Source organism: Phytohabitans sp. LJ34 (genome assembly GCF_052068095.1).
Lineage (GTDB): Bacteria > Actinomycetota > Actinomycetes > Mycobacteriales > Micromonosporaceae > Phytohabitans.
Genome location: NZ_JBQHDG010000003.1, coordinates 1 through 18,813, shown reverse-complemented (window position 1 = coordinate 18,813; position 18,813 = coordinate 1). Strand labels below are relative to the sequence as shown.

Annotated in this window: 12 protein-coding genes; 5 read left to right on the top strand and 7 right to left on the bottom strand. The window is 71.9% G+C overall.

What is annotated here, in order from left to right; all coding sequences use genetic code 11:
* Positions 1–25: 25 nt before the first annotated feature.
* Both ACTMTJ_RS05495 and ACTMTJ_RS05490 read left to right on the top strand, forming a co-directional pair.
* Entirely contained in the window at positions 26–1,552 is a 1,527-nt protein-coding gene (locus tag ACTMTJ_RS05495) for an alkaline phosphatase D family protein (RefSeq protein WP_441214971.1), read from the top strand.
* A 1-nt stretch (position 1,553) separates the two neighbouring features.
* The gene (locus ACTMTJ_RS05490) at positions 1,554–2,741 is read left to right on the top strand and encodes a hypothetical protein (RefSeq protein WP_441214970.1); all 1,188 of its coding nucleotides are present in this window, start codon (positions 1,554–1,556) and stop codon (positions 2,739–2,741) included.
* Positions 2,742–2,744: 3 nt separating this feature from the next.
* Here the strand turns inward: ACTMTJ_RS05490 and ACTMTJ_RS05485 are convergent, their stop codons facing one another.
* Positions 2,745–3,335 (bottom strand): DUF305 domain-containing protein, encoded by a 591-nt coding sequence (locus tag ACTMTJ_RS05485; RefSeq protein WP_441214969.1) that lies wholly within the window; start codon positions 3,333–3,335, stop codon positions 2,745–2,747.
* Positions 3,336–3,401: 66 nt separating this feature from the next.
* Positions 3,402–4,112 carry a lytic polysaccharide monooxygenase gene (locus ACTMTJ_RS05480; RefSeq protein ID WP_441214968.1) on the bottom strand — a complete coding sequence of 237 codons (711 nt, stop codon included), beginning with the start codon at positions 4,110–4,112 and terminating at the stop codon, positions 3,402–3,404.
* A 234-nt stretch (positions 4,113–4,346) separates the two neighbouring features.
* Between ACTMTJ_RS05480 and ACTMTJ_RS05475 the strand changes: the two genes are divergently transcribed.
* Positions 4,347–5,657 (top strand): glycosyltransferase, encoded by a 1,311-nt coding sequence (locus tag ACTMTJ_RS05475; protein WP_441214967.1) that lies wholly within the window; start codon positions 4,347–4,349, stop codon positions 5,655–5,657.
* Here ACTMTJ_RS05475 and ACTMTJ_RS05470 read toward each other — a convergent pair.
* Positions 5,650–6,570 carry an anti-sigma factor RsbA family regulatory protein gene (locus tag ACTMTJ_RS05470; protein ID WP_441214966.1) on the bottom strand — a complete coding sequence of 307 codons (921 nt, stop codon included), beginning with the start codon at positions 6,568–6,570 and terminating at the stop codon, positions 5,650–5,652. The two genes, ACTMTJ_RS05475 and ACTMTJ_RS05470, sit on opposite strands and share 8 nt — an antisense overlap.
* A 166-nt stretch (positions 6,571–6,736) precedes the next feature.
* On the opposite strand from ACTMTJ_RS05470, the gene ACTMTJ_RS05465 reads away from it, so the two are divergent.
* On the top strand, positions 6,737–7,774 hold the full coding sequence (locus tag ACTMTJ_RS05465) for a LacI family DNA-binding transcriptional regulator (RefSeq protein ID WP_441214965.1): 1,038 nt from the start codon (positions 6,737–6,739) through the stop codon (positions 7,772–7,774).
* Between the two features lie 204 nt (positions 7,775–7,978).
* Entirely contained in the window at positions 7,979–9,877 is a 1,899-nt protein-coding gene (locus tag ACTMTJ_RS05460; protein ID WP_441214964.1) for a ricin-type beta-trefoil lectin domain protein, read from the top strand.
* Positions 9,878–9,992: 115 nt separating this feature from the next.
* Here the strand turns inward: ACTMTJ_RS05460 and ACTMTJ_RS05455 are convergent, their stop codons facing one another.
* The 4 genes from ACTMTJ_RS05455 to ACTMTJ_RS05440 form a co-directional block, all read right to left on the bottom strand.
* Positions 9,993–14,690 carry a DNRLRE domain-containing protein gene (locus ACTMTJ_RS05455; protein WP_441214963.1) on the bottom strand — a complete coding sequence of 1,566 codons (4,698 nt, stop codon included), beginning with the start codon at positions 14,688–14,690 and terminating at the stop codon, positions 9,993–9,995.
* Positions 14,691–14,900: 210 nt separating this feature from the next.
* Positions 14,901–17,309: an FtsX-like permease family protein gene (locus ACTMTJ_RS05450; RefSeq protein WP_441214962.1), complete on the bottom strand. Its 2,409-nt coding sequence runs from the start codon at positions 17,307–17,309 to the stop codon at positions 14,901–14,903.
* Positions 17,306–18,028 (bottom strand): ABC transporter ATP-binding protein, encoded by a 723-nt coding sequence (locus ACTMTJ_RS05445; protein ID WP_441215401.1) that lies wholly within the window; start codon positions 18,026–18,028, stop codon positions 17,306–17,308. The genes ACTMTJ_RS05450 and ACTMTJ_RS05445 overlap by 4 nt, the downstream gene beginning before the upstream one ends.
* 14 nt (positions 18,029–18,042) lie before the next feature.
* Positions 18,043–18,282: a hypothetical protein gene (locus ACTMTJ_RS05440; RefSeq protein ID WP_441214961.1), complete on the bottom strand. Its 240-nt coding sequence runs from the start codon at positions 18,280–18,282 to the stop codon at positions 18,043–18,045.
* Positions 18,283–18,813: the final 531 nt, after the last annotated feature.

The following is an 18,813-nucleotide window of genomic DNA, read 5'->3' as shown; positions in this document are numbered from 1 at the left end:
TATCCATGACGATCAAAGTCAGAGGATGAGGAAGCTCTCCCGCCGTACCTTCGTCCTCAGTGGCATCGCGGTCGCCAGTGCGGCCGCTCTCCCGACCCGATCCGTGGCCGCGGCCGTTCCGTACCCATTTCGGCTGGGCGTCGCGTCAGGTGAGCCGGCACCTGACAGCGTCGTGCTTTGGACCCGGCTGGCACCCGCCCCGCTCAACGCCGACGGGCAGGGCGGCATGCCCACCTCCGACGTGGTCGTCGACTGGCAGGTGTCGACGACCGACCGCTTCACGACGCTCGTCGCGGCAGGCGTGGTGACCGCGCGCTACGCCGACGCCCACTCCGTGCACGTGGTGGCCGGCGGGCTGGCGCCGGACGCCGACTACTTCTACCGGTTCCGCGCGCAGGGGCACATTTCGCCGGTCGGGCGCACCCGCACCGCGCCGGTGGCCGGCACGTTCGGGCGTGACCTGGTGATGGCGTTCGCGTCCTGCGCGCACTACGAGTCGGGTTACTACACCGCGTACCGGCGGCTGGCCGAGGACTCCCCCGGCCTCGTGCTGCACCTCGGCGACTACCTCTACGAGGACGCGACCACGGCCGGCTCGGTGCGCGAGCACGTGGGCGCCGAGATCGTGTCGCTGGCCGACTACCGGCGGCGGTACGCGCAGTACAAGTCGGACCCCGACCTCCAGGCGGCGCACGCGGCCGCGCCGTGGCTCGTGGTGCCCGACGACCACGAGGTGGAAAACAACTACGCCACCAACACGCGCGCGGACAGCAGCCCGGCGCTCACCGCCGCACAGTGGACGGCCCGGCGCACCGCGGCCTACCGCGCCTACTACGAGAACATGCCGCTGCGCCCCTCGGCCGCGCCCAGCGGCAACAGCATCGCGCTCTACCGGCGGGTCCACTGGGGACGGTTGGCGACGTTCCACATGCTCGACACCCGGCAGTTCCGCTCGGACCAGGCGTGCGGCGACGGGTGGAAGGTGTGCGCCGACGCCGACCTCGCCTCCCGCTCGCTCACCGGCTCGGCGCAGGAGACCTGGCTGCTGGACGGGCTGGCGCAGCACTCCGGCACCTGGGACGTCCTGGGGCAGCAGGTGTTCTTCGCCCGGCAGTACGACGCGGCCGGAGCGTCCAACATGGACGCGTGGGACGGCTACCGGGCTTCCCGCACACGGATCCAGCAGGGCTGGGTGCAGCGCGCGGTGCGCAACCCGCTGGTGCTGACCGGTGACGTGCACCGGGCGTGGGCCAACGACCTCAAGGCCGACTACGCCAACCCCAGCTCGGCGACGATCGGCACCGAGCTCGTCTGCACGTCGATCACGTCGGGCGGCGACGGCAGCGGCACCACGACGATCCCCAACGCGGCGACCAACCCGCACCTGCGCTTCCACTCGGACCGCCGCGGGTACACGCGCACGACCATCTCGCAGACCCAGGTGCGGGCCGACTTCCGCACGGTGGCGAGCGTGACCGAGCACGGCGCGGCGGTGTCCACGTTGCGCTCGTTCGTCATCCTCGACGGCCAGCCCGGCCTCCAGGCGGTGTGACATGTCGCTTGTTTCGACGGCGACGGCCATCCTGATGCTCGGCGTGGAAGCCGTGACGTGGTCGACCGCCAACAGCACCGCCACCGGCGACCAGGACGTGCCGGCGATCGCGGCCAACCGCAACGGCCACGTGGCCGTGGTCTGGGAGGACGACCGCGACACCACCGCGCCCGCCGACGACGCGCACTCCGAGATTTTCCTGCGGCTCTTCAAGGACGGCGCTCCGGTGTACGAGCTGAAGCTCTCCGCCGGCGGCACGAGCGGCGTCGCGTGGAAGCACGTCACGCCCGACGTCGGCCTCGACGACCGGGGCAACGCGGTCGTGGTGTGGGCGGACGACCCGGACGGCAACGGCTACTACAACGTCCCCTACCGCGTGGTATCACCCACCGGCACGGTGCTCGCCTCCGGCCGCGCCAACGCCAGCACCGACGGCCAGCAGGTCTTCCCCAAGGTGTCGGTCGACCCGGACGGCGTGCCGGGCAGCACGAGCGCGGTCGCGTTCACGGTGGCGTGGGAGGACATCCAGGGCACGAACCCCGCGACGGTACGGGCGGCCGGCTACACCGCGGCGACCACGAAGGCGTACGAGGTGGTCGCCAGCCAGACCACGGGCGACCACCGGCGGCCGGACGTGGCGGCGCTCCCCTCGGGCGAGGCGCTCGTGGTGTGGGGCAACGGCGGCGACATCGGCCTGGTCCGGCTGGCCCGGGCCAACGGCGCCGTCACCCTGTCCCGGCGGCTGGCGAACGCCCAGACGGCCGGCCAGCAGCAGCGGCCCGCGGTGGCGGCCGGCTACGCGGGCGACTTCGCGGTCGCGTGGGAATCCGGTGGTGTGTGGGCGCGGTCGTTCACCGCGGCCGGCAGCCCCCGCCACACCGACCTGGCGGTGGCGTCGGCCGGGGTGGCGCCCGGCATCGGCATCGACGACCAGGGCAACGTGGCGCTGGCGTGGACGGTCGCCGGCGCCGACCCGCAGGTGTGGGTCGCCGGCCGCAACCCGGACGGCACCGGCGACGGGCGGCTCGGCGCGCAGATGCTCAGCCAGGCCACCGCGGGGCGGCAGGAGCAGGTCGCGATCGCGGTGTCGCCGTGGTCCGAGGTGAGCATCGCGTACACCGACGACAACGACGGAAACCAGTTCGACCAGATCATCCTGGGCACGGGCGTGACGAACTCGAACTGGTGAACCTCACCCCGCCACCATCCTGAGCAGCTGCTGGATCTGCGCCCGCACCGTCTCGTCGGTGCGGGCGGCCAGCGCCTTCACCTGCGGGTTCTGCCCACCGGTCGCCTCCATGCGGGCGAGCTCGACGGCGCCGTGCTGGTGCCCGATCAGCATGTTCAGAAACGCGGTGTCGAACTCGGCGCCGCCCAGGCGCCCCAGCTCGGCGATCTCCTTGTCGCCGAGGGCGGGCAGGCCGCCGTGCGCGGCGTGCGCGTCCGGGTGGGCGTCGGAGGTGAGCGGCTTGCCCCACGCCTCCAGCCAATCGGTGACGGCGCGGGTCTCGGCGGCCTGCGCGGTGGCCAGGTCACCGGCCAACCCGCGCACGTCCGCCCGGGTCGCCCTGCTTCGCCCCAACTCGAGCAGCGCGGCCGCCGGCTCGTGGTGCGCCAGCATCATCTGGAGGAACATCAGGTCGGTCCCGTTGTAGGCACCGTCCACAGTGGCCGGCAGGGTCACCGCCGTGGTGGCGGGAGGCGGTGTCGGCGCCTGGTTTCGGGGCTCCGCACCGCACGCCCCGACCGCGAAGACTGTCACCAGGACGAGCGCTCGTCGCATGCTTCCGCCTCCCGCCGTGTGACGGGTCCGCGCCGCGCCCGGGGCGGCGCGGACCCTCGATAGAGGTCAGCCGCAGGCGCCCTGGTCGCGCCAGACGCCCCACTGGCCGGTCGTGCCGGGGGTTTCGCCCTGCGTCCACCACTGGGCCTGCCAGCGGCGACCGTTGTGGGAGACCACAGCTCCCGCGGTGTAGACCGCGCTCGCGCTCCACGCCGTGCCGCACGCGGGGGCGGGCGGCTGCGTCGTCGGGGGCGGGTTGCCACCGCCGCCGCCGACCTGGAGGTCGACGCAGGCGTAGAAGGCCATCGCGGTGTCGGCGATGTTCCACCGGGCCAGCACGGTGATCCGGCCGCTGCGCCCGCCCAGGCTGACGCTGTGCGAGACGTTCGCCGCGGGTTGGCGTCCACCGTCGTCGAACACGGCGATCCGCGAACCGCCGACGAAGTACTCCCAGGTGCTGGTGGCGTGCCGGGCGGTGAGCACCCAGCTGAACGTCACGTTCTGTCCGACGGAGGTGGTCGGCCAGTTGCGGTTTTCGTTGAGCACCGCGAACCGGGAACCACCGCCGTTGCACTGCATCGAGCCCTTGGGCGCCTCCACGCTCTGCGGCTCGTAGACGATGTCGCCGCAGTCGGCGACCCGGCCCTGGGCACACATCGCCTGCCGGCTGGGCGGCGAGGAGACGTAGCCGTGCGCCTGCGCCGGCGTGACCGCCACGAGGAGCGAGCCGATGACGGCGGCGAGCGTGAGCAGGGGGAGGGTGATGCGTCTTCGCATTAAATCCTCCTTGTTTAGGGGGATCCGCTCGGGTTGATGCGCATCAACATACGGTAAACAAAGCTAACAGTAAATAGCCTTAACCAAATATTTCGATGCGTGTGCTATGCGGAGCCCTCGCCCGAGCGGAGGGCGACCCCACGGTGGAGGGGCAGGGAGCACGCGGCGCGGCGATCAGCTGGATCACACCGGATTCCGACCGATCCTAGAGCCGCCTCACCTAGCCTCCTCGATGTGAGTCGGTTCCGGTTGAGTGTGGTCGTCCCGGCGTACAACAACGCTCCCCTGCTCGACCTGACGCTGGGCGGGCTGGCGCGGCAGACCATGCCGGCCGCGGACTTCGAGGTGATCGTCAGCGACGACGGCTCGCCGGTGCCGCTCGCGCCCGCCGTCGACAAGTACGCCGACCGGCTCGACGTCACGTGCGTGGTGGCGGAGCGCAACCGTGGCCGCTCGGCCGCCCGCAACGCCGGTGCCGCCCGGGCGCGCGCGGACGTGCTGCTGTTCGTCGACGCCGACTCGGTGGCCCACCCGGCGCTGCTCGAGCGGCACGCCGCGTTCCACGCCGCGCGCGAGGGCCGGCCCGGCGTGCTGCTCGGCAAGCGGTACGACATCGACTGGGCCGCCGCCGGCGCGCTGACCCGGGGTGAGTCACCCACGCCCGAGATGCTCGACGCCTACCGGGGCGACCCGCGCGACGGGCACACCGCCCACCCGCAGCACCTGGCCGACTTCGCCCGCGCGCCGTGGCTGCTCGGGTTCACCCACAACGCGTCGGTCGACAAGGCCACGTTCGACGCGGTCGGCGGCTTCGACGAGGCGATCGTCAAGTGGGGGCTGGAAGACAGCGAGCTGTTCTACCGCGTCTTCCACCACCACGGCTGCCCGCCCGACCTCTTCGTCCGCGAGCCCGCCGCGATGGCGTACCACATGCCGCACTACCGCCCGACCGGCGAGCTGCTCGGCACGCTCGACAACCTGCGGTACATCGCCCGCAAGCACCCGCGCTACGACTTCGAGGCCATGCACAGCCCGGCCACGCTGGGCCAGGTGATGGGCAAGGTGCGGCTCTACTCCGACGCCGTCGACACCTGCCGGCGCGCCGGACTGGGGCGCCCGGCCGTGCTGCCCGCCGAGGTCCGCGCGGGGCTCGGCGACCGCACGCTGATCGCCGGCTACGGCGTGTCCGGGCTGCCGCTCGGGCCGGGCTCGCACACGTTCGACCAGGACGCGCCGATCGGCGACACCAACTGGCACCGGCTCGGCCTGATGCTGCAAGACTTTCGCACCGGGCAGTTCAGCCAGTTCGTCCACATCGACCTGTGGCGCTTCCTGATGCCCGACGACCTCAGCCTGATGGTGACCAAGGCGCTGCGCAAGGCCGACCGGGTGGTGCTCGTCGCCGCCCATGACGCGCCCGACGCGGCGTCGCTGCTGCCGGTGCCGTTCGTCGACGACGTCGACTACGCCGCGCGGATGCTGGAGGCCCGCTTCGACGTCGCCACCACCGTGCACGAGGAGGCGACCGTCCTCACCATCAGGTGAGGCGCATGTGCAGGCGGATCGTCGTGGCGCCCGGCCGGGTGTACACCCGCACGAGGTCGCACAGCTGGTTGACGAGGATCAGGCCACGCCCGCCGTAGAAGCTGTCCGGGGGCGGCGGCACGCGGCCGGCCAGCGGCGCCGCGATGTGGCCGCCGTCGCGCACCTGGCAGACCAGGATGCTGTCCTCGGTCCAGATCGCCAGCGCGCCGGTGCCCGGCGTCGTGTGCGCGGCGGTGTTGGTCGCCAGCTCGTTGACCGCGATGATCAGGTCGTCGGTGCGGTCGGCGCCGAGCCCGGCCGTCTCGGCCGCCTCCGTGACGAAGGCGCGCACCTTGGCCAGCCCGCTCAGCTCGATCGTGGTGGTCGCCGCGCCGGCCGGCGGGTCGGGCAGTGGGAGGTTGAAGCTCCGCGCGACCGCCACGGGGTCCTCGTATCCCGGGCTCGTCTCGCGGGCCGCGGTCGTGGCGATGACCGGGTGGGTGCGGTAGGCGTCTTCGACCGCGTGCGGGGCGAGCCCGGCCACGTCGTACGGGCACAGGATGCTCGCCGCGCGCCCGGCGAAGGCCGCGTTGATCAACGCCTCGTGCTGCACGCAGGCCGGGTACTCGAGCGGGCTGCGGCTCGGCCAGATCGGCTCGCCGATGATGCGCACCGGCCGGCCGGGGTGGGCATCGGCGAACGCGAGCAGCACGCCCGGCAGGATCCGCCCGGGATTGGCACCGGCCCGGGTCATGTCGTGAAACCGCACCCGCTCCGCGTCGGCGCCGAGACCCGCCCGGATCCTCTCGAGGTTCGCACCGGGCACGGCGACCGCGACGGGCTCCCCGGCGGCCAGCGCGTCACGGATGAACGGCAGGGTGCCGGCGAGGTACTCGTCTGGCCCTCGGTAGAACAGTGCGGGGTGGTCGAACATCAGTCGCCACGGTACCTCCCCTCGGCGCCGCTCGCAGTAAGGGTTGATCTGGCCGGACGGGGGTATCACCGCGCATGCGAATCGGTGCTCGCCGACGTCGTGCCGATCGAGGCCGCGCGTGGCTTCGAGGCGGCACGCGAGCGCTGACCCCGTATGCTGTTCCAACATGAAACAAGGCGATGTAACAAAGCGGGTCACGGTGCGTGCCGTCGCGGCCGAGACCGGCCTGTCCATCGCCACGGTGTCCCGCGTGATCAACGGGCGGGCCAATGTCGCGCCGCACACCCGTGACCTCGTGCTGCGCGCTATGGGCCGGCTCGGCCAGCACACGCCGCGCCGCCGCCCCGCCGCCGAGGCCGCGAGCGGCGCGGCCGTCTACGTGCGCTGCCCCTACGTGCTGACCGACTACTTCGGCATCATCGTGTCGTCGGTCGCCGAGACCCTCGAGGTGCACGGCCGGCCCGTCGTGCTCAACGCCGGTGAGGCCGCCCAGCACGCGGAGGTGCTCGCCGGCCTGCCCGGCCGGACCTCGCTGTGTGGGGCCGTCCTCATCCTCCCGCCGGAGCCGGGCGAGGATCTCGAGCGGCTGCGCGACCGGCGGTTCCCGTTCGTGGTCGTCGACCCGCGCACCCCGCCGCCGCGCGACGTGCCCGCGGTCTCCGCCGGGCACTTCGCCGGCGCCCGCCGCCTGATGACCCACCTCGTCGAGCTGGGCCACCGGCGGGTCGGCATCATCGGCGGCCCGCGCCACTGGCTGGTCACCGACCACCGCCAGGCCGGATACGTCGCGCCGCTGGCCGACGTGGGCGTGCTGCCGGTGCCGGAGCTGGTGCGGTTCGTCGTCGAGCCGACCGCCGAGCACGGCTACCGGGCCGCCCGCGAGCTGCTCGACCTGCCGGAGCGGCCGACCGCGCTGGTCGCGTTCAACGACAAGATGGCGGTGGGCGCGCTGCGCGCGGCGGCCGAGCGCGGCCTGCGCGTGCCCGCCGACCTGTCGGTGGCCGGCTTCGACGACATCGAGGTCAGCCGGGCCACCCAGCCGATGCTGACGACGGTCCGCCAGCCGCTGGAAGAGATGGGCCGCATGGCGGTCAACCTGCTGGTCCGCCTGCTCGACGCGCACAAGCTCGACGCGCTGCACGTCGAGCTCGCGACCGAGCTGGTGGTCCGCGGCTCCACCGGCCCGGCGCCTGTTACATATTGACACTTGTTCCAGGTGGGTGTTTCATCTTCGTTACCGCCGTCGCGCCTCCGGGTTGTGCGCGGCAGCGGGCGCTGGACCCACCCGAGGCCATCGCCGTTCCCGCTGATCCGGAGCGGTGAGGGGGTCTGACGCCGCACATCCATGTCCGGCGTCGCCTGGCGGGATCGCCAGGCGAGACGATCCCTATGCGAGGGAGATCCCTTCATGCCCAGAGCAGGAGCCCGCGGGCGGCGGTTGTTCGCCGCCGTCACCGGCACGGCCGCCCTCCTCGCCGCCGCGGCCGGCACGATCGTGCTGTCGCCGTCCGCGCACGCCGCCGGCGAGCAGGTCAACATCTGGCTCACCACCACCTCCGACGGCGGCGGGCGCAGCGTCACCCGCGGCCTACAGCAGCAGGCGGCCACCGCGTTCGGCCCGGCCGGCGGCTCGGCCAACCAGACCATCACCGTCAACGAGAACGTGCGCTACCAGACATTCGAGGGCGGCGGCGCGTCGATCACCGACACGACGGCGTACCTCTTCCGCGGCGGCCCGATCAGCGCGGCCACCCGGGACGCGGTGATGCGCCGCCTCTTCAGCCCCACCGACGGCATCGGGCTGTCGTTCGTCCGCAACCCGATCGGCGCCTCCGACCTCTCCCGCCCCGGCAACGTCTCCCTCGACGACACCTGCTGCAACCTCGACGACTTCGGCGCCAACGGGTACGACACGAACGTGCGCCTGCTCACCCAGCAGGCCAAGCAGCTCAACCCGGCACTGCGGGTCAAGGGCGTGCCGTGGAGCGCCCCCGGCTGGATGAAGGACAACGGCCGGATGGACCAGATGGGGTGGCTGCGCGCCGAGTACTACCCGATGTACGCCCAGTACTTCGTCAAGTACGTACAGAGCTACCAGGCCGCCGGCATCCCGATCGACTACGTGTCCGTGCAGAACGAACCCAACTGCTGCCAGGCCGGCAACCCGACCGCGATGAACTACCCCGGCATGTCCTGGAACGCGTCCGGGCTCACCGAGTTCACCAAGAACCACCTCTACCCCGCGTTCCGCGCGGCCGGCATCACCACGAAGGTGCTCGTCCACGACTGGAACTACGGCGACTACGGCCAGATCGGCTCCGGCATCCTCGCCGACGCGGCGGTCCGCAACGACCCGCTCTTCGGCGGCATCGCGTGGCACGGCTACTTCGGCGACCCGGCCGTCGGCACCCAGGTGCGCAACCAGTACCCGAGCGTGCGCCAGTTCTCCACCGAGCACTCCGGCGGTACCTGGGTCTCCAACCAGCACAACGAGGACCTCAACGACATCGTCAACTACGCGCGTAACTGGAGCGGCAGCCTGGTGAAGTGGAGCCTGGCGCTCAACCAGAACATGGGCCCGCACAACGGCGGTTGCGGCACCTGCACCGGCCTCGTCACCGTCCAAGAGGGAGGGTCGCGGGCCGGCCAGGTGGACAACACGATCGAGTACTACACGACCGGCCACCTGACCAAGTTCGTGCGCCCCGGCGCGCAGCGGATCGACTCCAACAACACCGCCGTGCAGAACGTGGCCTGGCGCAACACCGACGGCTCCAAGGCACTGATCGCCCACAATGGAGGAACGGGAGCCCAGTCGATCCGGGTCAACTGGGGCAACCAGTCCTTCACGTACACGCTGCCCGCCCGCACCACCGCGACGTTCACCTGGACCGGCACCCAGTCCGGCGGCGGCGGTGGTGGGAGCACCGGTCCGATCACCGGCCTGGCCGGCAAGTGCGTCGACGTGGCGGGCGCTTCGACGGCGAACGGCACGGCGGTCCAGCTGTACGCCTGCAACGGCACCGGGGCGCAGCAGTGGACCCGCGGCGCCGACGGCACGGTCCGCGCGCTCGGCAAGTGCCTGGACGTCGCCGGCCCCAGCACGGCCGACGGCGCGCAGACCCATCTGTGGGACTGCCACGGCGGCGCGTCACAGCAGTGGACGTATACGGCGGGACGCGACCTGGTCAGCGCCTACGCGAACAAGTGCCTCGACGTCACCGGCAACAACTCGGCCGACGGCACCCGGCTCCAGATCTGGACCTGCACCGGCGCGGCCAACCAGAAGTGGAACGCGCCGGCCTGACGTGAGTGCCGCCGCTCCTCGGCGGCGGCCCTCCGGGGCGTACATCGGCGCGGCGACCGGGGCACGCCCACGGGGAGCCGGCACCACCCGGGGTGCCGGCTCCCTGCCGCGTCTCCTACTCCGTGCAGGTATCAGCGGTCCCGATGGCCGCGGCCGAGATGCCGCCGGCCGCCGCGAGCGACGCGCCGAACGACATCGGCGCCGCGGCCGCCGCCGCTCCGATCGCCGAGACCGTGCCGAGCGCTCCGGCCACGCACCCCCAGCTGAGGTCGAACTCAAGGTCTTCGTCGATCTCGATGGGCCCGACGTCGATGTTGATGTCGATGGCCCCGCTGGGATCCGAGTGGTTGACGGGGTCGCCGTTGACGAAGGCGTAGCGGGGTTGGTTCGGCAGCGGGTCGACCTGGGTCCAGTTGGCGTTGTTGGCGTCGTAGAAGCGGGTGCCGAACTTGTAGAGGGTGCCCGCGCCGTCGATGGTGTAGCCGGCGTCGTACTGGAACGGGTTGAACAGCGTGCCCGTCGCGTGCGCCCGCCGGCCGTACGGCTCGTAGATGTACGTGCTGACCAGCGCTCCTGAGCTGTCGGTCAGCCCGACGACGGAGCCGCGGCCGTCGAAGACGTAGTGGTAGGTCTGGCCGCCTTGGCGCATCGAGACCAGGTTGCCGCCCGGGTCACGCACGAAGGTGACGTCGCCCGACGGGCGGTCGACCGCGGTGATGCCGATCGTCCCAGCGGTGACGAAGCTGTCGCCGCCGCTGGTGTGCCACTGCGACTGGGCGGTGCCGGCGAAGCTCTGCGCCCGCGCCGGCCCGCCGGCCGGCGTGAGGCTGGTCGTCTGGTCGGTGGCGTTGTACCCGGCGGCGGCGACCCCGTAGGCGGTCGAGGCCGTCATGTTGCCGTTGGCGTCGTAGGTGGCCCCGCCCGTGTTGAGCTGGTCGGCGGTGTTGTAGCCGAAGGTGGTAGGCGTGCCGTTGCGGGTGCTGGTCCGCCTGTTGTGGTTGCCGTCGTAGGTGAACGACAGGTCCGCCACCGCCGGCGCGCCGCCGGGCGAGTCGGTGTAGTCGGCGGTGGTGAGCCGGTTGGCGTTGTCGTACGTGTAGTTGGTGACGCCGTTGTGCGTCGTCTCGCGCTGCCGCAGCGCCCGGTCGGTCCCACCGCTGGTGAAGAGGTAGTCGTAGTTGGTCAGCTGGACGTCCGCCGGGCTGTATGCCTCGATGCTCGTCACCCGCCCGGACGAGTCGTAGGCGAGACGCTGCTCGACGCCGCTCGGGTAGCGCACGACCTCGCGCCAGCCCCGGTGGTCGGCGTGGTAGGTGTAGGTGGTCTCCTTACCCTGCGGGTCTCGCACGACGTCGACCTCGTCGATCGTCGTGTACTCGTACTCGGTCGTGCCGCCAAGGGGGTCGGTCACCGACGTGACGTTTCCCTTCCGGTCGTACGTGTACGAGACGTCGTCGGTGCCGGGGCCCGCCGACGAGGTGAGCCGGTTGTCGCCGTCGTAGGTGAACGTCCACGAGCCGGCCCGGTCGGTGCGGGACTTGACGTTTCCGTTCCTGTCGTAGCTGTACGAGGTGACGAACCCGTCGTAGTCGGTGACCGTCTTCACCCGATCGAGCTTGTCGTAGGTGAACGAGCGGTCCTGGTTCTTGCCGTCGTCGACGTTCGCCGGCCGGCTCACGGCGTCGTAGGTGATCTCGACGTCGCCGAGTTGGGCTGGGCCGTGGTTGACGCCGGTCAGGTCACCGCCGGTGTAGGTGAAGTCGGTGGTCTGGCCGCGCGCGTTGGTCGTGCGGCAGACTTGCCCCTCCTGAGCCCCGGCGCAGCTCGCCCCGTCGAGTCCGTGGTACGTCGCGGAAACCGTGTTTTCCGTGGCGAGCTGGTTGACGCTCTGGCGCAGGTCGCCGTTCGCGTTCCAGGTGTGGGTCCGCCTGCGCGTCTGGGGATCGGTGTCGGTCCGCGGGCGGAACGGGACGATTCCCGGGCCGCCGGTGTCGTACGTCGCCGTCCACTGTGCACCGGTCGGGATCTGCGCCGAGGTCGGGTTGTTCCGGGTCGTGTCGTAGGCGAACGTGGTCGCCTCGCCGGCGGCGTCCGTCACCTCGGTCACGTTCGAGTTGGTGTCGAAGGTGGTGTTTTCCGTCTGCGCCTTGGCGTTCGTGACGCTGGTGACCCGATTGCCGCTGTCGTAGCGGTACGTGGTCTCGTGGCCGTTGGCGTCGGTGACCACGGTCTGGTCGTTGCCGGCACCGGGCAGGTTGTCGGTGTAGGCGAAGGTCGTGACGAAGTCCGCGGCGCCCATCTCGCGGGTCAGGCTCGTCACGCGGTTCTCACCGTCGTAGGCGATGCGGATCTCGCCGCCTTCGGGATCGGTGATCCGGTTGAGCCGGTCGCTCGAGTCGTACCCGTAGGCGGTGGTGTTGCCCTCGGCGTCGACCACGGAGGTGAGCTTCACGGCACCGGAGGGTGCGGTCGTATATCCATAGTCGACGGTGCGCGCGCCGTTGGGGTCGTTGAGCAGCTCGAGGCGGCCGCCGCTGACCGTGTAGTTCACCGGCCGCGACTTGGTGTCGACGACCTGGGTGGGGATGTTGTCGCCGTTGTAGGTGACGCCGTTGCCGCGGCCGTGCGACTCGACGTAGCTGTGCAGCTTCCCCTTCCTCGGCCCCGTGTTGTAGAAGTACAGCGCGTCGCCCGCCTTGTACCGGCCCCGGTCGTGCCGGAACGTCAGGGCGTAGACGCCGAAGCCACCGGCGTCTACGAACGACGCGTCGAGGTCGCCGGACGGGTCCCATCCGCCGCTGCTGTTCTTCTTGATGAGGCTGACCTCGCCGCTCTCGCCGTGGAACGTGAACGAGCCGCCCGGCCACTCGGACAGGTACACGGTGTCGGTGTAGCTGCCGCTCCATCCCCGCCCGAGCATGCCGGAGTCGGGGTTGAACGAGTTGTACGTGCGGTCGAGCGTGAGTGGCAACCCGGCCCCGGCGATCGACAGGTCGGTCGCGTGCAGCACGAGCGAACCCGAGGCCACGTTTACCCGCACCGACGAGCGGTCGGTCACGGCGGTGCCGGTGTAGGTGAAGAAGGGCCGGTCACCCGCGCCGAGGCGGGGGTTGACGGCGAACGGGCTCGTCACGGTGGCCGAGCAGTACGTCTCGGCACCGGCCGGGCCGGCGCAGGAGCGCACCTGCCAGGTATACGCCTTGCCCGGCTCCAGCACGTCGTCGGGCACGGTCCATCCGGCCGTGGCATTCTGGGCGACCGACACGTTGTGGCTGGCGATCTCGGTGTTCGTCGAGTCGCGCAACGAGAACCTGCCGATCCGGTTTTGCGGGTCGCCGCCGGGGAACCGGGCCGAGAACACCGGCCGCAGGGTGTCGACGACGGGGTTGCCTTGGTAGGAGAGCTCGGTGGGCGTGCCGGGCGTCGTGAAGTAGGTGACGTCGAGCAGCGGCGTGCCGAGACCGGTCTCTCCACTGTAGAAGGACTTGGCGTGGGTGGAGTTCGTCTCGCTGGCCAGGACGGCCAGGTTGCCGAGCGTGCCGGCTTCGCCGGCCCACTTCGCGGCCAAGCCGGTGATGTTGAGCTGCTTGTGCCCGACCTGGGCGGGGCAGGCCGTCTCGTCGCCGGCCGTGTTGGCCGAGCCCCAGGTGACGCCGTCACGCGCGGGCTGGGTGTTCCAGGTGATGCTCGCGCCGATGTGTGCCGAGCCCTGTACGGTCAGCGGCGATGCCGTGCAGCCGCCGGCCCCGCTCCAGACCTGGTAGAGCCGCAGCGTGGCGGCCGAGACGTTCTTGCCCTCGATGGGGGCGGTGTTCCACTGGAGGAACGAGCGCACCGGGCCGGTCAACGGCGTCGTGCCGGCGAAGAGGCGGTCTTCGCCGGCGTGGCTCGCCGTCGGGTGCAGCTGGTCGACGAAGGTGTCGAACACCAGCGTGAAAGACGTCGAAGGATCGATCGTCACCGGGTAGACAGTCTTGGGGTCCTCGAGGAAAGCCTGGTCAGGCGTGACGACCATGACGTAGCCGCCGCCGCGCCGCTCGAGCTTGGCGGTCACCTCGCCACGGTGCGCCGCGACGCCCGGCACCGTCGTCGGCGTGGCGTCGAACATGACCGGCGCGGTCGTGTAGCCGGCCACCGCGCCGCCGGCGTCGCGCAGGACAAGCCCGCCGGTGCCGTCCTGCACCGGCGTCAGGCCGTCGAAGCCCATCGGCAGCTCGTACCGTGGCCGGCCGGCGCCGCGCTCGGGGATCACGACCGAGATCTCGGTGCCGACGGTCGTCGCCTGGACGGCCAGGTCCGCGCCGTCGAAGACGCCGGCGTAGGTCGCGGTGTCGCCCGCGATCGCCGGCTTCGGCAGGTTGCCGCCGACGTCGAGCGTGACGCCACCGCCGTCCTTCCCGCCGAACGCCAGTGGTTCGCCCCCGCCGCCCGGCAGCGTGACCTTCCCGGGTACCGACTTCGGCCGCACCACGCCGTCCTTGACAACCAGGCGGGTATCGACCGGGAGCCAGCCGCCGGCGGCGCGCGCGCGGACCGGGGCGGAGGCGAGCTGGGCGGTGTACGTGCCGTCCGGGTTGGCGAAGACGGTCGAGGACTCGGAGCGCTCCTGGACGATCTCGACGCGCCGCCCGGTCCTGGCCGCCTCGGCCAGTGCCCGGTCGTGCGCGCTCGGTGCCGCGGCGGGCGTCGACGGGTCGGTGGCCGGGCTCAGGGCCCCCGAGCTCGGCCGGGTGGGCGGCACCCGCAACGCCCCCAAGCGAGGTATCGGGGTGCCGTCGACCGTCACGAGATCCGGGCCGGGTTGGGCAGACACGGCTTCAGGTGGCATCGCCACAATGACCGACGCTGCCACCAGACCGACCGCCGTGAGCGCCGATGCCCGCCTGACCGTTGGTCGGCGTAGGAACAGGGATCCGGACTTTCGCCACATGACAAACTCCCCACTGTTTCAAGAGGCTCGATGTCTAGCCGATCGACCGTACGGCTCCCCGTTGATCGCTAGTCAGGGCTCTTTGCAAAGGCTTTACGTATGGCTTTCCACGATCGCCCGGCGGCGGGTCGCGATCCGGGCCGCCAGGGCGGTGGCCGGGCCCACGATGACGAACGCGGCGGCCACCACCGCGACGTACACCCAGATAGGCCCGCGCGGGATCAGCGTGCCCAGCGCGACGGCCATCGGCAGCACCGTGAACGCCGCGATCGCCGTGCCCAGCCCCACCGCGATCGCGGCCAGGACCGCCGCCTCGGTGAGCAGCATGCGGCGGATCTGGCGGCGGGTGGCGCCGGCCAGCCGCTGCACCGCCAACTCGCCGCGCCGGGACAGCACCGCCACCGCCATGGTGTTGACGGCGGCGATCGCCGCGTACGCGATGGCGAGCAGGGCGACGAGGTAGCTGATCCAGCCCTGCACGTCGAGGCCGGCCTCGAACGAGGACCGCAGCGCGCCGCCACCGTCCACTGTGGTGCTCGGCCACTCCGGAAGCCCGCTGGACCTGCCCTGGACCAGCAGCTGCCGCGGCGCGCCAGCCGTCGTGTGTGGCGCCAGCAGCTCGGGCGGCACCACCATCCCGGCGTAGTGCGACGGGCTGTCCAGCAGCGCTACCACCGTGACGGGCACGCGCGCGCCGTCGCCGAAGCGCATCGTGACCCGGTCGCCGACCGCGATGTCGAGGTCTTCGGCCCGCTTCTCGGGCAGCGCGACGACGTCGCCGGAGAAGGCGTCCAGCGTGCCCTCGGACACCGGCACGTCCAATGCGGACGGTCCGACGCCGAGGATCGTGGAGGGGTCGCTGCCCTTGCCGTCGTACGGCTCGTCGAGCCATCCGCGGCTGGTCACCAGCGGGGTGGCCGCCTCGACGCCGGGCGTGCCCCGCACCTCGTCGACGAGGCCGGGCGCGATGCCGCCGGCCGTCGAGGTGATGACCGCGTCGGCGCGGAGCTGGTCGGTGTAGCCGGCGGAGGCCGCGGCCTCGTAGGTGGTCTGCGCGTACACGTTGCCGAGCGCGATCGCCACGCCCACGGTCAGCGGGGTGAGCACGGCGGCGAACTGGGCCGCCCGCGCGCGGAGGTTCACGGCCGCCAGCCCGCCGAAGCGCGGCAGCCGCGCCACGAGCCGGTCGATCAGCTCGGGGCCGACCAGCGCGACCGCGATCGAGCCGGTGAGCACCGCCGGGCCGCCGATGGCCAGCGCGATCTCCGGACCGAGGAACATCGTGGTGACCGCCAGCGCGACCGTGCCGGCCGCGAACACTCCGGCCAGGAGCCGCCGGATCGGTGCGACCGTCACCGGCGGGATCGCCGCCTCGGCCAGTGCCTGGATCGGCCGGGTACGCGCGGCGGGCAGGGCGGCGAGATGCGAAGCGATCCGCGCCATCACCAGCGAGACGAGCACCGCCCCGGCGAACGGGATCGGCCCCAGCCGGAACACCAGCGCCTCGGGCACCACACCCCGCGCGGCGCTGGCTTCGAAGACGCGGCTGGCGACGAACCACGCCGCGCCGGCCCCGCAGGCGGTGGCGAGCACGGCGACGGCCATCGTCTCGCGTACCACCATGCGGTGCACCTGGCGGGGTGTGGCGCCGCCGGCCCGCAGGAGGGCCAGCTCGCGGCGGCGCTGCCGCACGGTGAGGCTGATCGTGGCGGAGACGACGAGCGCCATGACCACGACCACCATGCCGCTGAAGATGCCCGCCACAAGGATCAGCGCCAGCCGGCTCGCCCCGACGCCGGCGAACTCGGCCGCGCCCCGGTCGGCGCCGGCGAGCACGACAAGCTCGGGCGGGAGCGCGGCGTCCACCCGCGCTGCCACCTCGCCGGCCTCCGCACCCGGCGTGAGGAGCACACCGATCGCGTCCACTGTGCCCGGTCGGGGCGCGAAGCGGGTGGCGTCGGCGGTGGAGAAGAACACGGCGGGCGCGTCGACCGGCCGCTGTGCGCGGGCGATGCCGGTGACGGTGAACTCGCGCGGTGTGCCCGAGACGAGGATCGTGATCCGCTCCCCGAGCCTGCCGCTCTCCACCACGACCTCTCCCGTGGCTCGCGGCTCGCGTCCGTCCACAATGGTGTAGGGCGTGAGCGCGGCCGACGCCCAGTCGTGGCCCAGCCGCGAGTCACCCACCGGAAACGAGATGTCCGGGATCGCGCGGGCCACGCCGGGCACGGCCGCGACGGCGGCGACCAGGTCACCGTCCACACGGGAGCGTTCCGGGTACGCGACCCGCTCGTGCTCCTGGTCCGGCAGCTTGAACCCCTGCTCGCCGGCGACCACGACCGGCGCGCCGGCCAGCCGCTGGGCGGTGGAGTCGAGGCGGATCGCGGTCTCGAAGAGGCCACCGCAGGTGACGAGCAGCGCGGTGCCGAGCAGCACCGCCACGAACGTGGCGAGCGACGCCGCCGCACGGTGGCGGAGGCTCGCGAAGGCGATCCGGTTCACCGCGCACCGTCCACAGTGGTGCCGAGGCGGGTGAGGCGCTCCGCGACGGCTGGCGCGGTGGGCCGCCCCAGCTGGTCGACGATGCGGCCGTCGACGAGGAAGAGCACGTGGTCCGCGTACGAGGCGGCGACCGGGTCGTGCGTCACCATCACGATGGTCTGGCCCGCGTCGGCGAGGTGCCGCATCAGCCCCAACACCTCGGCGGCCGTGCGGGTGTCGAGCGCGCCGGTCGGCTCGTCGGCGAACGTCACCGCGGGCCGGCTCGCGAGCGCCCGAGCGATCGCCACCCGCTGCTGCTGCCCGCCGGAAAGCTCGGCCGGCCGGTGGCGCACCCGGTCGCGCAGCCCCACCCGCTCGATGACCTCCGTGACCCACCTCTTGTCGCTGCGGCGGCCGGCGAGCAGGTCGGGCAGCGTGACGTTCTGCCAGACGTCGAGCGCCGGCATCAGGTTGAAGGACTGGAAGACGAACGCGACGCGGTCCCGCCGCAACACGGTCAGCTTCGTCTCGCTGAGGCCGGCAAGACGGGTGCCGGCGAGCGTGACCTCCCCCGAGGTCGGTGCGTCGAGCCCGGCCGCGCAGTGCAGCAGCGTGCTCTTACCCGACCCCGAGGGCCCCATGACGGCCGTGAAGGTGCCGGCCGGAAAGTCGACGGTCACCCCGTCGAGCGCGGTGACCGCACTCCCACCCCGGCCATACGTCTTACGGACCGCCGCCATCCGCACCGGCGCGGTCACGGCGTCCACCCACTCTCTCGCGCCAGCGCCCGCCGGGCCGCGTGCAGCGCCCCGGTGACCCACCAAACCGCGAGCACCACGGGCCCACCGGTCAGCACCGTCCAGATCCACCACGGCGCGACGAGGTCACCCCCGATGACCACGATCATCGCCCACACGACGAACTGCACCGCGCAAGCGACGATCCACACGATCGCGCTGACCCGCGCGGCGAGCAATGCGGCCGGCTTTCCCATTGTCTTTCCCCTTCCCAGCTCCCGATCTCTGCACTAGAGCCTGCGGTCGCCGGGTGGGTCGGGGCAGTAGGGCTAAGCCCCCTATCGAGGTAGCACTTCACCTCCGGCCAGCTTCGTGGATCCCTTGAGCTACCGCGACGCCCGCCGTGGTCCAGACCGCTGCTCCCGCGGCCTCACCCATCCGCCGCCGGTCACGGTCACCCCACACCGCGCTGCCGTGGGCAGGGTGATCTCAGCGGCCGACAAGCATTGGATCCACCCGGCTGCGGCGAAGATCGTTCCGCAAGCTGGTGCGCCTTGTCGCCAACGCGGCGGCGAGCAGATCGCGGGCGTCCGTGACGTTATGACATGCTGACCCGACCCATCCCTGCCAGGCGACCCCATGAACCCGAACCGCCACGACCAGGACGGCCCGAGGGCACCTCAACCCCCGCTAATACCCCGTGGAGCCATGCCGCAGGACCGCGGTCTTCCGCGGTCCGGACTACGGTCGAGCGCATGATTCCCGACATCCACATCGTGTTCGACTGC